We start from the raw sequence: 13,844 nt of genomic DNA, 5'->3' as shown, positions 1-13,844 counted from the left end.
AGGCTCCCTCGGGTAGCCTTCAGGAGTGGGTCAGTATTGGACGAGCACCCTGGGTCAGTCGGTCGCGAGCGTCAACATGCAGGCGTCAAGGTGTGTTCGGCAGCCGCTTACTGCGGAACTTCGGGCTGCAGCGTGTTGGGCTCGTTGGACGCCTGGCTGTTCCATCCCCGCGCCCCGAAAAAAGAAGAGCCCCCGACAGTGGCCGGGGGCTTGAATCCGACGCTGTCATCGCGACGGACCTGCCTAGGGAGGTAAAGCAGGGAAGCGACGCCTCGCCGTTGATCTTATCGGCGGCCACGGTCTACAGCTCCACCCAACTTACCCGCGGCGAGAGGCGGCTCTGCGGCATCCCTGATCGGGACCCAGTCCTGCCGACCGGATCGCATCCAGTCGAACGCCTGGCAGTCGCCTTCGCTGCGCGGCGCATGACGCTGCATCGCGCTGCAATCCGGCGCTCGAGCTCGGCTGGGCGCGGACGCCGGGCCGCAGCGATGGGGACGCGCTCACTGGGTCGCACCGAGGGTCGAAGCTAGCGGAACTCTCTGCGCCGGGTCCTCAGGCCTCCGAGCAGCGGCGTCAGGTCCTCCAGATGGCCCGCGATGAGATTGCACACGCCGTCCGCCTTTTGCCAGGTGCCCTTCACCGCCAGCAGCCGTGAGTTCAGCGTCTCCTGGCGCTGTCGCTCCCAGATGGCCTTGTGCACGATGACCTGCACCTCTCCGGTCTCGTCCTCCAGCGAAATGAAGATCGTTCCCTTCGCGGTCTCGGGCTGCTGGCGCGTCGTCACGATGCCGCATGCCTTCACGGTCCGCCGGTCAGGCGCGGTCTCCAGATCCGCCGCGGTCATCAGCTGCTGCTCCTGCAGCTGCGGGCGCAGCAGCGCCAGCGGATGGCTTCTGAGCGTCAGGCCCAGCGATTCGTAGTCCTTGACGACGGCCTCGCCCTCGGGCGCCTCGGGCAGCTCCAGATAGTCTTCATTGACCGGAGCGCCTTGCAGCAAGGGGGGGGCGGCGCGCAGCGCCACCGCATCCCAGGCCTGCTGCCGCCGGTGCCCGCTCAGGCCCACCAGTGCGTCACCCGCCGCCAGCGCCGTCATCTGCTGTTGATTGAGACCGGCGCGCAGTGCGAGGTCCTCGGCGCTCTCGAACGGCGCTTCTTCCCGCGTCTTCGAGATTGCTTGAGCCGAGGCTTTTTGCAGCCTCGTCACAAGCCGCAGGCCCAGCCGCACGGCCATCCCGGTTCCGGTCTGCTCGAGCGCGCAATCCCAGTTGCTGTGCATCACGTCCGGCGCCAGCACCGTGACGCCATGGCGCTTGGCGTCCTGCACCAGCTGGCTCGGTGAGTAGAAGCCCAGCGGCTGGGCGTTCACCATCGCGGCCAGGAACTCCATCGGATGGTGGCACTTCAGCCAGCAGGACGCGTAGACAAGCAACGCAAAGCTGGCCGCATGGCTTTCCGGAAAGCCATATTCGCTGAAGCCCTTGATCTGGTTGAAGATGGCCTCGGCGAACTCGCGCCGGTAGCCGCGCGCCGTCATGCCGTCGACGATCTTGTCGTAGTGCTGCTGCAGGCCGCCTTTGCGTTTCCAGGCCGCCATGTCGCGTCGCAGACGATCGGCCTCTCCACCGGAATACCCGGCCGCCACCATGGCCACCTGCATGACCTGCTCCTGGAACAGCGGCACGCCCAGCGTGCGGCCGAGGACGGCCTCCAGATCCTTGCTCGGGTAGGTCACCGGTTCCTGCCCCTGCCGGCGCCGCAGATAGGGATGCACCATCTGGCCCTGGATGGGGCCGGGCCTGACGATGGCGACCTCGACGACCAGGTCGTAGAAGCAGCGGGGCTGCAGGCGCGGCAGCATGGACCGCTGGGCGCGCGACTCGATCTGGAACACGCCGATGGTGTCGGCCCGGCAGATCATGTCGTAGGTGTCGGGGTCCTCGGCGGGGATGTCCTGCATCTGGAAGTCGAAGCCGCGAGTCTGGCTCACGAAGTCGAGTGCCTTGCGAATCGCCGTCAGCATGCCCAGGCCCAGCACGTCGACCTTGAGCAGGCCGGCTGCGTCCAGGTCATCCTTGTCCCACTGGATGACGGTGCGATCGGGCATGCTGGCGTTCTCGATGGGCACGAGCCGCGTCAGCGGGCCATGCGTCAACACGAAGCCGCCCGGATGCTGCGACAGGTGCCGCGGCATGCCGATGAGGTCCCGCGTGAGGTCGAGGAGCTGGCGCACTGCCAAGTCCTCGATGTCGAGGCCCGCCTCGCGCAGCCGCTCGGCGTCGATGACATTCCCGTCCCACCACTGGTGGGAGGCGGCCAGGCGCTCCAGTTCCTCCAGCTCGAAACCGAGGGCCTTGCCTACATCCTTGATGGCACTCTTGACCCGGTAGGAGATGACGACCGCGGCGAGCGCCGCGCGCTCCCGCGTGTACTTGCCGTACAGGTACTGGATGACTTCTTCACGCCGCTCGTGCTCGAAGTCGATGTCGATGTCAGGCGGCTCGTTGCGCTCCTTGGACATGAAGCGCTCGAACAGCACGCTCATGCGCGCCGGGTCGACCTCGGTCACGCCGGTGCAGTAGCAGACCACCGAGTTGGCGGCCGAGCCTCGTCCCTGGCAGAGGATGTGCTGGCTGCGCGCGAACTGCACGATGTCGGCCACCGTCAGGAAGTAGTGCTCGTAGTGCATCTCGGCGATCAGCGAGAGCTCGCGCTCGATCTGCTCGGTGACCGATGCCGGGATGCCGTCGGGCCAGCGCAGTCCCGCCCCTTCGTAGGTGATGCGCCGCAGGTAGCCGCCCGGTGTTTCGCCGTCCGGCACCACTTCCGACGGGTAATGGAAGCGGATCTCGTCCAGGGAGAAATCGCAGCGTGCGGCCACCTGCAGCGTCTGCGCCATCAGGTCCGCGGGGAAGGTCCGTGCGAGCCGACCGCGCGTGCGCAGGTGGCGCTCAGCATTGCGATCCAGCGCCCGGCCGCATTCGGTCAGGGGCTTGCCCAGCCGGGTCGCGGTCATGACATCCATCAGCGGCTTGCGGCTGCGCACATGCATCGTCACGTCACCGATGGCCACCAGCGGGATCTCCGTCGCTGCGCTGACCTCGCGCAGGCGAGCCAGCCGCACCTCGTCGTCGCTGAGCTTGAGCAGGTCCAGCCCCAGCCAGACACGTCCCATGAAGCGGGTCAGCAGCCAGCGGGCGAGTGCCATCAGCGCCTGCGGCTTGGCATGCCGCTCCGGACAGGCCACCACGACGCAATCGTCGAGGTCGCCCGGGCCGAAGTCTTCGGGCGTCACCGCGTAGGTGCCCTTCTCCGCGCTGCGCCGCAGCTTGGAGATCAGCTGGCACAGGTTGCCGTAGCCGTTGAGGTTGCAGGCGTAGACGACGAGCGTGTGCGGGAACTCGCCGGCCACCTGGAACTGGCTGCCGACCAGCAGCTGGATGTCCTGCTCCTTCGCCGCGACATGCGCGCGCACGATGCCTGCCATCGAGCACTCGTCGGTGATGGCGATGGCCGCGTAGCCCAGGGTCTTGGCGCGCTGTACCAACTCCTCCGGCCAGCTGGCACCCTTGAGGAAGGAGAAGTTGCTGAGAACCCGCAGCTCCGCGTAGTCCGGCAGCGCCGCCGCGGGCCGATCAGGCGAAGTGGCCATGGAGGTACCACGCGATGCGGCCGTTGGCATCCTGCGTGTTGAAGATGGACAGCACGCCCGCGGTGTCGGACTGGGCAATCCAGTAGTCCCGCACCACATTGCGCGTCGCTGACGTACCGGGCAGCCGGTCCCACCAGCCGCCTTCCACGCGGTCCGGGCCGACCAGCAGCGTCAACGGGCCCTCGTAGTACGGACGGTCGTGGATGACGGCCAGCTCCAGGGGCTTTTCCAGCACGTAGGTCGGCTCCGGCTGCTCCGGGACAGGCGCCGGTGTGCTCCGCCTCTGCTTGGCCAGCGGGGTCCAGTGGGTCATCCACTCCATGCGGTGGTCGTCGATGAGCACCGGTTGCAGCACGCTTTGTGGACCCAGGCGGGCGGCGATGCGTTCGAGCACGAGATACAGCGATTCGCCCGCGCCCAGGCTCTCCGGCAGCAGCGATGCACTCCGCTCGCTGAGGGCCTGGACGCCGATGGCGTCGATCTGCAGTTCCCCGACCGGGGCGAGCAGTTCCAGCTTCGCCAGGTGCTCGGCCAGCAGCCTCACGAAGTGCTCCAGGTCCCGCAGCGCCTCGGCGGAGCGGATGCTTACCTCGCCGCCGTCGCCGGCGTCCTTCGCGCGCAAGGAGTCGTGGATCCAGCGCAGTCGAAACCCGAGCGCACCTGCATGTCGAGCGGCCAGCCAGCCGCACATCTGCATGAGCAAGGGCCGGGCGTACATCAGCAACGCAGGCGCATGGTCCTCGCGCGCAGGCAGCTCGATGCGAGCCGAGAAGTCCTCGGGGATGTCCTCGTACCTGAATACCTCGGCTCGCTGCCCGTACACCTGGTCCATCGCGGCGAGCAGAGCGGCGCCGAAGCGGCGGCTGACCTGGGCGCGCGGCAGGCGGCGCAGTTCACCGAGCAGGGTGATGCCGGCGCAGGACAGCGGCTGCGCATGGATAACCGCGGCGGTCAGGGCGGCCAGCGGCAACTCGTCCAGGACCGGTTGCAGCAGCCGGCGCCCGAGGTCGAGCACGCCGCACCGCGCCATCACCAGCGCGGCCATCGCCGTGGGCGCCCATCCGATGCCCACGACGCCCAGATCGGGCGCCTCGGCACTGACCCGCTGCTTCAGAGCGTCCAGCCCCTTGAACAGCCGAAGGCTGGACTCCACTTCCATCGCCACCGCGCAGCCCTCCATCACGGCCACGCGGGGCGTGAACTGCAGGGACCACAGCACCAGGCCGCGCAGGTCGTCAGAGGCTGGCGACGCGGTCGAGGACTTGTCGGGCGAGATGGCCGGGATCGAGGTGAGCAGAACGACCCACAACAACGTGGTTCTCCTTGGTGGGCCTGAGCGCGCTGGGCAGGCGCGTGCGGGGGGTCAGGACGTGCTCGATGCCGCCCGGCACGGAACTCAGCTGCAGCGGCACCTCCTGGGCCGGTCCCTTGCGCTTGATGACTTGCACCTCGATCTGCCAGTCCGTCAGCGGTCGGGCCACCATGCGAAGCGGCGCGGGCGACGGGTCATGGCGTGCGACCAATGGCCGGCAGATGAAGACGAGCCCTTCGCAGGCCTGCGCCAGCACCTGCAGGCGTCTGAGCTGCTCCGGCCGGGCCTGAGGCATCCAGGTCACGACAGCGGCCGCGGCATTGGCCCGCAGCAGCTGTTCCGTTGCCCACAGCCTCTGCGAGGGCGTGTTGGCCACCACCCAGCTCAGCTGCTGCTCCTCGACGCCGAGGTGCCGCAGACCTGGCAGGTGAAGCGGCTTGGGCGGGCCGACGACGACGACGGCGCGGCCCCCCTTGAGCAGCGGGCGAAGCGACGGGCCGATGAGACGCCACTCCAGCACCGAAGGCTGCGGCTGCAGGATCTCGATCAGGCACCCACAGGGCCAGCCGCCCTCAGGGATCTGCGCATCCAGGGCGGAGAAGCCGGTACTGACGGCCGATGTCCGGGCATTGCCCAGTTGATCCGCGCGCCAGACGGCGTCCATCAAGTCGCCGGGCAGCCCGCAGGCCGCCCCGGCGACGTTCTGTGCAGGCGACGCCAGCACGACGGGCTCGGCGGCCGCATCGCGCGTTTCACAGGCAACAGAAGGGCTCTGCAGCGGGGACAGCAAGTCCCGCTGCACGGGGTGGGCAGACATGGGGTTGGAGCGTCAGGGGCGTCAGCGCGGTCAGGTTTGTTGAAGACACTGTTTATTTATACAGTACACCACGCGACGATGCGAGTCCAGCAGGCGGTCCGTCGATCGAGGGGAGGGCTGTCATCCGTCACGCACACCCGCATGCATCGATGTGCGATAACGGCGGCATCCCACGAGCAGGGACAGGTCACCCATGTGCTACTCAGCCCAGATTCGAGCCAACTACCGTGACTACGTCCGGATGTTCGGTGCGCACCTCAGCATGAAGGAGTTCGTGCGGCTCTTCTTCAATCGGCAGGAGGCCAAGCTGAAGATCCCGAAGGCGCTCGAGGCGGCGTTCGAGGGGGAGGCGAGCACGCCCGAGGAGCAGGAGATCAAACGTCTCGTCGAGGCCTTCAAGGCGGAGCGGGCCATGACGCTGGAGAAGGAACTGTTCACGCAGCGCAAACGCCTGGCCGATGCCGAGCGCATCGCTCAGACCAATCCCACGCCGGCCAAGACCGTGCTGGACAGCCTTCGTATCGCGCCCTCGAAGATCTCGAAGGCGCGGCTTGATCTGGAGGACCTGCGCCGAACGGATCTGCTCGACCGGGACTCGCGCATCTTCCCCGGCGTGTATGCGCCGGTGATGGTTGTCCGTGACGGCCAGCGCGTGGTGCTGCCGATGCGCTACCAGTGCCGGCCCGCCGGCCGGCCGGCGTCGTACGACATGGAGTACCCCGGTACCTACAACGCGCGTCGCGACAATCTGGAGCGGTTCTGGAAGGGGCAGTTTGGCTACACGCACGGCATCCTGCTGGTGGACACGTTCTACGAGAACGTCAAACGCCACGACATGGAGCATCGTCAGCTGGCGCCGGGTGAGAAGCCGGAGAACGTGATCCTTCAGTTCCGGCCCAATCCGCCGGAGCTCATGTACATCGCTTGCCTGTGGTCGCACTGGACCAAGGACGGCGAGCCGGACCTGCTGTCGTTTGCGGCCATCACCGATGAACCGCCGCCCGAGGTGCGTGATGCCGGCCACGATCGCATGATCATCCGCATCAAGCCTGAGCACGTGGACGCCTGGCTGAACCCCGATCCGAAGAACCTCAAGGCGCTATACGAGATCTTCGATGACCGGGCGCCGGCCTACTACGAGCATCGTCTCGCTGCGTAGCGCAGCGAAGGGGCATCAACTCATCGCATCGTCCCTTTTGGCGCCGCATTCCGCGCAAGGAAACGACAGATGTCGCTGGCGCCTACTTGAGGCGGCGGGTCCATGCCGGCTTGATGGCGGCCGCGTTGGTCAGCCGCTTGGCGCCGCTGGTCTCCATGTCGCCGCTTTCAGCAATGATTCGGTGAATCAAGGAGTGCCCTCGGTCGAAGAGCTTCCCAATCTCGTGCAGCGTCCGACCTTCTCGCCAGCGCTCCCACATCAGCGCCTTCTGGCTATCCGAGTAGTAAATGCGCGGTCGCTGCCTCATGTTCAACACTCCTTCGGCCGGGGCGGCCTCTAGTGTGTTGCGTCGACCGGTTGAATCCGCCAGTCATGCCGGCCACTGGGTCTGCGCCCTTGAGGTCGCCGCCCAACCCGGCCTACTGTGAGTGTTCTGGGACTGAGGCCACTCAGTGCCGACGGACGGCTCCCGGGTCAGTTTGCTGCGAGCCTCAACACTCCGGCGGCTTGAGGAGAAGCCACGGTTTGGTTTCCAGTGCAGACGCCAAACGCTGGATGTTGCCTAGCGATACGTTCCAGCGGGATCGTTCCACGGCAGAGACGTAGGTGCGGTCCAGCTCGCATTCCATCGCCAGATCCTCTTGAGACCAACCTTTCTCGACGCGCAGCAACCGAACGTTGTAGGCGAGGACCCCACGGACATCGTCGGCAGCTGGTAACTCCTTCGGCGGTTTGGGTCTCGCGGGCATGCTCCCAGCGTGATCATTTGCTACATTTGCATCTACGGAGTTTGCTTCTCATAGTTGGTAGGCTGCCTTGCGTTCTGCACGGTGGCTTGCATGACGCGTTGCAAATTCAGTCAACACCGCTTGGAGCGATAGATGGCCAACTGCATTCGGGAGCCTCGCCGGGGGTTGGGCGGCTCGCTATCCCGTCCGATGACGAGACGGCAGCCGTGTTCATTGCGCCCGAGCAGCGGGCGGACGGGTATCTGCCGCAGGACCGACGGGATCGCCGGCGTTCGCTACGCGTCAGTGCAGTCAGGCGTCCAGTGGATCGCGAAACCTGTCCGGGTCGACGAGGTCACGCAACGGGATGCCGAGGGCGGCCGCCAACTTGCTCATGCTGTCGATGGACAGATTCCGGGCAGCACGCTCCACGTCGCTGACGAACGTGCGGCTGACACCGGCTTCATAGCCGAGCGCGTCCTGGGACATGCCGCGTATGAGCCGGGCTCTCTTCAAGTTTTTGCCGAACACAAGCCGGTCGCTGGTCGGTGTGTAGATCTTTGTCACGACCGGGAGCATCCAAAAACAACAGGTGCTCCGCCACTTTGTATAAGAGTCCTTGTGCACTGTTTGGGAGTCATCTAATCTGATTGAGTGGAACAAACGACTCCTATCGACGCCTCAGCGATCGGCAGACGCCCGAGTTGGGCGGGAGTCGCACTGCGAGGAGCAACGCATGTCCAGCCACTTCATGAACACCGCCCGTTGGTTCAGCGGCGCGCTGTGCTGCCGGTACCTGGTGGTCCGGTTCGACCGGTTGAGCGTTCCGAGGGCCGAGGGTGGTGGTGCTGCCGAATGGCATTGGGCGCTTGGCCTTTTCCGGGATGGGGAGTTCGAGGTGCTCGGCGCATGGCGTGAGGAGGGGGTGCTGACGCCGCAGCGGGTCGCCGCCGATCTGTATGAGCGCGGTCTGGAGCGGGTCGCGGCCGTGGTGGGGTGCTCGTCCGTGGTCGGTGGCATGGCGCGTTTTTGTCCTAAGGCTTGCGGCCCTGCCGACGAGCTTGCGGGTTCCGCCGCGTTGGGTGCACGCATGCGTCGTTGTGTCCGGTGGTCGGAGTCCGCCGGCGCCCGCCTGCAGGCTCGCATGCAGCGCGCGGTGCGAACCCGCCGCCCGATCGGTGACGAGGCGGCGGGCGAGTTCATGGCGCTGGCCTTTCAGCGGGCGGATCGGGACCTGCTGCGGGATCGCTGGGATCGTCGGTGTCCGGCACCTTATGGCCGGGATGCCTTCGTTGCATCGCTGGCGCGCGCTGCGTGATGGCCATGGGCGGGCTGCTGAACTGGCCGGAGGTGCTGCGCAAGGTGCGGGGGGCGCTGCAGCGGCGTGGGCGCACCGAGCATGAGGCAGAAGACCTGGTGCAGGAGGCGTGGCTGCGGCTGGCGCGCTACGAGGAGGGGGCCCAGCCGGTCGAGCGACCGGCGGCCTTCCTGATGCGCACGGCATTGAACCTGTCCATCGACGCGCATCGTGCGCAGGAGAGCCGGGGCGAGCAGGTCCTGGTGGACGACGTCGTGTTGATCGACACCACGCCATCCGCGGAGGAGATCCTGCTTGCCAAGGAGCGCATGGACCGGCTGGTGATCGGTCTGGGGCGCTTGAGCGAGAAGACCCGCGCCGTGTTCCTGGCCCATCGTGTCGACGGCCTCGCCTACACGGAGATCGCGAAGCTGCACGGCATCAGCGTCGCGACCGTTCACCACCATATTGCCAAGGCGACGTTGCGGCTGACCAGCTGGATGGAAGGCTGGTAGCGTGGAACCACCGAGGTCGCCCCCGGAGCCACTGGGGCGGGACGAGCCGTGTCAGGTTCCTCTGCCCGTCGCTGCGGAGGCGGCGGTGTGGTTGGCGCGGCTGCACGGCCCCGACCGATCACGCGAGATGGAACGCGCCTGCCTGGCTTGGCAGGCCCAGTCGGCGATGCATCGGCAAGCGTTCGAGCGGTGCACGGACACCTGGCAGGAGGTCGCGGGCGTGCGGCGAGGCGCTCTGCAGGCACCGCCGGTAGCCGCGATGCGCCTGCACCCTTGGGGTGGCGACGCGTCACGGCGCGCCGTGCTCGGGCTGGCATCAATCGGATGTGTCGCCGCCGCGGGCTGGGTGCTGTGCGACAGCGGCCTGTACAGCACGGGTGTGGGCGAACAGCGGGCAATCACCCTGGCCGATGGCAGCCGGGTGACGCTGAACACATCCACGCGGATCCGCGTGAAGCTGACCGAGGCCACGCGGGGGGTGACGGTCGAGCACGGCGAGGCGCTGTTCGAGGTCGCCAAGGATGTCAGCCGGCCGTTTGTCGTGAGCGTGTCCGATGCCCGGGTATTCGCGACCGGCACGGCTTTCCTGGTGCGACGTCTGGCGTCCATGGAGCCGGGCGGCGATGCCTTCGGCGTGACGCTGCTTGAAGGACAGGTGATCGTGCAGTCTGCGGGTGGCGGCGCGCTGAGCAATCCGGTTGCCCTGGCCCCTGGCCAGCGCCTGCGCGTGAGTCATGCGGGCGAGGCCGCAGCGCATGCAGGGGCCACGCACGCCAACGTGGACCGGCCCAGGCTGGACCAGTTGATGGCCTGGCAGGCCGGATTCGTCGTGCTGGATGACGTCACGCTGGATGCAGCCGTTGCGGAAATGAATCGCTACAGCCTGGAGCAGATCAAGCTCATCGGCCCACAGGCGTTGATGGCGCTGCGCGTGAGCGGGGCATTCCGTACCGGCGACAACCAGGCGTTTGCCCAAGCGGTGGCCACGCTGCACGGCCTGGTCGCGCAGGTGAGGGCTGGCGGGATCGAGCTGGTCGAACCCTGGCGCGGAGGTGCCGGCTGTGCTGGTCGCAGGGACGAGGGTTCGTGTGGGCGCATGCCGGTGAAGATGGCCTGTCCGAGCGCGTCGGAGGCCAGCCGGCCGGTGCAAGTCGACTTTCAGGAAATTTCAAGCCCGCCCGGTACAAAAAAAGAATACCTTACGGACCATCGGTGCAAACGTTCGGTCTGAGCGGCAAAGCCTAAGCATCTCGTCATAGGGAGCGCGTCGAGGCGACACCTGTGTATCGATCGGTTATGTCTTGCCAAGGACATTCCCTTGGACGCGCGGGGTCCTGGAAAGTCTGCGCTTTGACGCTGATATTCAAGCCGGCGGTCTTCGGTTGCATGGGACGTCTCCAGGTCTCGCCCGCTGCGACCGCCGGGAGTGGCACATGGAAGCGATCAGAGAAGCTCAGGCAAGCAGCGACGTTGCCGACAGGCTGGGTGTCGGACGCGTGTCCGAGGCGCCAGGCGCGAACGCTGTCCCGGACGTGGTCGGGCCGCCCTGGCGGCGTCATGAGGCGCGCCGATGGTCGGGGCAGCCCATGGCGGTGTGTGCCTGCTGCCGCAACGCCTGGGGGGCTCCCGGGACGGTGATGCAGGACGCAGCCGATGTGTCTTGGGGCTTGAACCGGTCGAGCTGGCGCACTGCGCGGCCGTTGGCTCGTCATGCCGGGCGCGTTCTCGGCGGGGTTGTTGGCGTTTGCGTCGTGGGCTCGCGTGGACATGCTGACGCGCCTGTCGGCACCTCCCGTGTCACGAGGTGAGGCCACCATGGACGACTGGTCAGATCGTCGCAAGCTCGCTGCCGTGGCGTTCTGCTGCGCGGCTGTTGCTGCTCTCGTCGCGTGTGCGCTGTACGTGGCGGGGGCTTCCTTCCTCGTGCTGAACAAGGTGGACCCGTCGCATGCACGCGTGTCGAGCATCGTCGGGTACTGGCAGGTCTACGGCGGGGTGCCGGCCCAGAGGAAGAAGCTGAAGATCGCGAGCGGTGTGGGCGGCGCGCTGCTCTTGCTGCCGCTACTCCTCGCCGCGCAGGCGCGGCCGCGGCGGTCGCTGCACGGGGACGCCAGGTTCGCGAGCCTGTCCGAGATCCGGCGAGTAGGCCTGCTCAGCCGCATGCAGCCCGCGATCATCGTGGGTCGGTATGGACGGCGTGACCTGGCGCTGCCGGGGCAGTTGTCCGTCATGCTGTCGGCGCCGACGCGCAGCGGCAAGGGCGTGGCCGTCGTGGTCCCGAACCTGCTGAAGTGGCCCGATTCCGTCGTGACACTGGACATCAAGGGCGAGAACTTCGAACTCACGGCCGGGTACCGGGCGACGATTCAACCGGTGTTCAGGTTCTCGCCCTGCGACGAGCAGGGGCGCACCCACTGCTGGAACCCGCTGGCGGTGGTGCGCACGGACGAGACGCACCGCGTGGCGGACCTGCTGTCGATCGGCCAGGCGCTGTTCCCGAACGCTCAGCGCGGCGCCACGGAGGCCTTCTTCAATGACCAGGCGCGCAATCTCTTCCTGGGTCTTGGCCTGCTGCTGCTGGAGACCCCTGAACTGCCGCGGACCATCGGCGAGATGTTGCGGCAATCGTCCGGCAAGGGGCGCTCGCTGGTGCTGCACCTGGAGGAGACGATCAGCGACAGGCGCAGGGAGGGCCGGCCGCTGTCGGATGAGTGCGTGGACGCTTTGCATCGGCTGACGGCGAACTCAGGCAACACGCTGGCGTGCATCGTCGCGACCTTCAATGCCCCCCTGATCATCTTTGCCGATGCCATCGTCGATGCGGCGACTAGCGGTGATGACTTCCGGCTGGAGGACTTGCGCCGGCGGCGCATGTCCATCTACTTGTGCATTCCCCCGCACAGGCTGGCGGACGCGCGGCCCCTGCTGAACCTGTTCTTCTCGCAGCTGATCAGCCTGAACACGCGGCAGCTTCCCGAGCAGGACAAGACGCTGCGGTACCAGTGCCTGCTCATCAATGACGAGTTCCCCGCGATGGGACGGGTGGACATCATCGCGACTTCGGCGCCCTACCTGGCGGGCTACAACCTGCGCCTGCTCACGGTCGTCCAGGCGCTGTCCCAGCTCGACGCCGTCTACGGTGAGAAGGAAGCCCGGACCTTTGCGACGAACCACGGGCTGCAGATCCTCTATGCGCCGCGCGAGCAGCGCGACGCCGTGGAGTACAGCGACATGCTGGGCTTCTTCACGCAGACGGCAACAGCGCGTGGGCGCAGCCGTTCCTACTCGAGCCATGGCGCCAGCTCTGCGAGCCGCACGGACAGCGATCAGCGCCGCCCTTTGCTGCTGCCACAGGAGTTCAAGGAACTCGGCCCCGAGCGAGAGGTGCTGATCGTCGAGAACTGCAAGCCGGTCCTTGCCTGGAAGCTTCGCTATTACAACGACAGCAAGCTGTCGCGCATGCAACTGCAGCCACCGGTGCTGCCGCTTCTGGACATGGCGCGGCATCGCCAGATCGTCCGCCAGAGCCGGCGGGACGCGGCCGGTGGCGATGCCGGCTCCGGCGAGCATCTCGGCGCGCTGGGCGATGAGCTGGTCAGGGGGCTCCCGGAGCCGGATGAGCCGCTGTCCAGAAAGCTGAACGACTTCTTCCGGGATGGCAGCGGCACTGGCGTCCAGCGTGGTGAAGGTGGCTGAACCGTGGACAGGACAGGCGGCCTCATGCAACCGGAGCAACTCGTGCTGCAGGATCTGGTGACCGCGCAGCCCCTGCAGGGGCTGGAGATGCCTGCGCCCCGACTGACGCAGCGTCCGGATCCCGTCGCCAAGCTGCAGTTCAACCTGGGACCGCTCGGATCCCGGCTGCGCGAGCATGCCGAGCGCACCGGCATCCCGATGGCGGTTCTGGTGCGGCGGGCGACATTGAAGCTGCTCGAGGACGAGCACGTGCCAGCGCAGGAAAGACCTGCCGGCCAGGCGTTCGAGCGTGCGGCAGGCAATGTGCACTTCCATCTGAACCTGCCGGCGGCCTGCTCGTTGGAGCTCACCCGCCGCGCGCGTGCGGCGGACATGACGCGTGGCGAGTTTGTCTGGTGGTTGCTCAAGGGCATCTCGCCGCCGGCGGTGCCGCCGGACCACAAGGAGGCGTCGCAGGCGCTTCGCGACTCGACGGATCGACTGGCGACGCTCTCCACCGACCTGAGCGAGTTCCTGCGCCTGCTGACCCGCTCGGCCGCGGGCAGCAGCGCCCTCGAGCCCTATCGGGCGACCCTCCGGTCATTGAACGACTCGGTGAGGGAGCACATGAAGGTGGCGTCGGTGCTGATCGCCGAGTTGAAGCCCTACAGGAGAGCGCGATGGTGAGC

General features: G+C 67.0%; 11 protein-coding genes and 1 pseudogene. 6 read left to right on the top strand and 6 right to left on the bottom strand.

Annotated features, from left to right (window positions below; genetic code table 11):
• Nucleotides 1-529: 529 nt before the first annotated feature.
• From AC1Q7O_RS24670 to imuA, 3 genes are read right to left on the bottom strand one after another with little or no spacing between them, the layout of a single operon-like run.
• Complete coding sequence (locus tag AC1Q7O_RS24670) at nt 530-3,652, bottom strand: error-prone DNA polymerase (protein WP_492662008.1); 3,123 nt, start codon at nt 3,650-3,652, stop codon at nt 530-532.
• Nucleotides 3,636-4,964, bottom strand: a complete 1,329-nt coding sequence (locus AC1Q7O_RS24665) for a Y-family DNA polymerase (protein WP_492662007.1) — start codon at nt 4,962-4,964, stop codon at nt 3,636-3,638. The genes AC1Q7O_RS24670 and AC1Q7O_RS24665 overlap by 17 nt, the downstream gene beginning before the upstream one ends.
• Entirely contained in the window at nt 4,888-5,781 is an 894-nt protein-coding gene (imuA, locus tag AC1Q7O_RS24660; RefSeq protein ID WP_492662006.1) for a translesion DNA synthesis-associated protein ImuA, read from the bottom strand. The genes AC1Q7O_RS24665 and imuA overlap by 77 nt, the downstream gene beginning before the upstream one ends.
• A gap of 193 nt (nt 5,782-5,974) precedes the next feature.
• Here imuA and AC1Q7O_RS24655 point away from each other — a divergent pair, with 193 nt between their 5' ends.
• A complete protein-coding gene (locus AC1Q7O_RS24655; protein ID WP_492662005.1) occupies nt 5,975-6,940 on the top strand; it encodes an SOS response-associated peptidase family protein in 966 nt (321 codons plus the stop codon).
• Nucleotides 6,941-7,091: 151 nt separating this feature from the next.
• Here the strand turns inward: AC1Q7O_RS24655 and AC1Q7O_RS24650 are convergent.
• The 3 genes and pseudogenes from AC1Q7O_RS24650 to AC1Q7O_RS24640 all read right to left on the bottom strand — a co-directional run.
• Nucleotides 7,092-7,247, bottom strand: a pseudogene (locus tag AC1Q7O_RS24650) (IS30 family transposase); the annotation flags it as partial.
• Between the two features lie 184 nt (nt 7,248-7,431).
• Nucleotides 7,432-7,689 (bottom strand): helix-turn-helix domain-containing protein, encoded by a 258-nt coding sequence (locus AC1Q7O_RS24645; RefSeq protein ID WP_492662004.1) that lies wholly within the window; start codon nt 7,687-7,689, stop codon nt 7,432-7,434.
• 291 nt (nt 7,690-7,980) lie between these two features.
• Nucleotides 7,981-8,235: a helix-turn-helix domain-containing protein gene (locus AC1Q7O_RS24640; protein WP_492662003.1), complete on the bottom strand. Its 255-nt coding sequence runs from the start codon at nt 8,233-8,235 to the stop codon at nt 7,981-7,983.
• Nucleotides 8,236-8,404: 169 nt separating this feature from the next.
• On the opposite strand from AC1Q7O_RS24640, the gene AC1Q7O_RS24635 reads away from it, so the two are divergent.
• The 5 genes from AC1Q7O_RS24635 (at nt 8,405) to AC1Q7O_RS24615 (ending at nt 13,842) form a co-directional block, all read left to right on the top strand.
• Nucleotides 8,405-8,986, top strand: coding sequence for a hypothetical protein (locus tag AC1Q7O_RS24635; protein WP_492662002.1), 582 nt, complete (start codon nt 8,405-8,407; stop codon nt 8,984-8,986).
• A gap of 5 nt (nt 8,987-8,991) precedes the next feature.
• Nucleotides 8,992-9,480: an RNA polymerase sigma factor gene (locus AC1Q7O_RS24630; RefSeq protein WP_492662001.1), complete on the top strand. Its 489-nt coding sequence runs from the start codon at nt 8,992-8,994 to the stop codon at nt 9,478-9,480.
• A 1-nt stretch (nt 9,481) separates the two neighbouring features.
• Nucleotides 9,482-10,711, top strand: coding sequence for a FecR family protein (locus AC1Q7O_RS24625; RefSeq protein ID WP_492662000.1), 1,230 nt, complete (start codon nt 9,482-9,484; stop codon nt 10,709-10,711).
• Between the two features lie 584 nt (nt 10,712-11,295).
• On the top strand, nt 11,296-13,176 hold the full coding sequence (locus AC1Q7O_RS24620; protein WP_492661999.1) for a type IV secretory system conjugative DNA transfer family protein: 1,881 nt from the start codon (nt 11,296-11,298) through the stop codon (nt 13,174-13,176).
• Between the two features lie 24 nt (nt 13,177-13,200).
• Entirely contained in the window at nt 13,201-13,842 is a 642-nt protein-coding gene (locus AC1Q7O_RS24615; protein ID WP_492661998.1) for a hypothetical protein, read from the top strand.
• The last annotated feature ends 2 nt before the right edge of the window (nt 13,843-13,844 follow it).

The organism is Roseateles sp. GW823-FHT07B05, from assembly GCF_058794515.1.
Note: the sequence above shows the minus strand (reverse complement) of the source record. Positions and strands in the feature narration are given on the sequence as shown.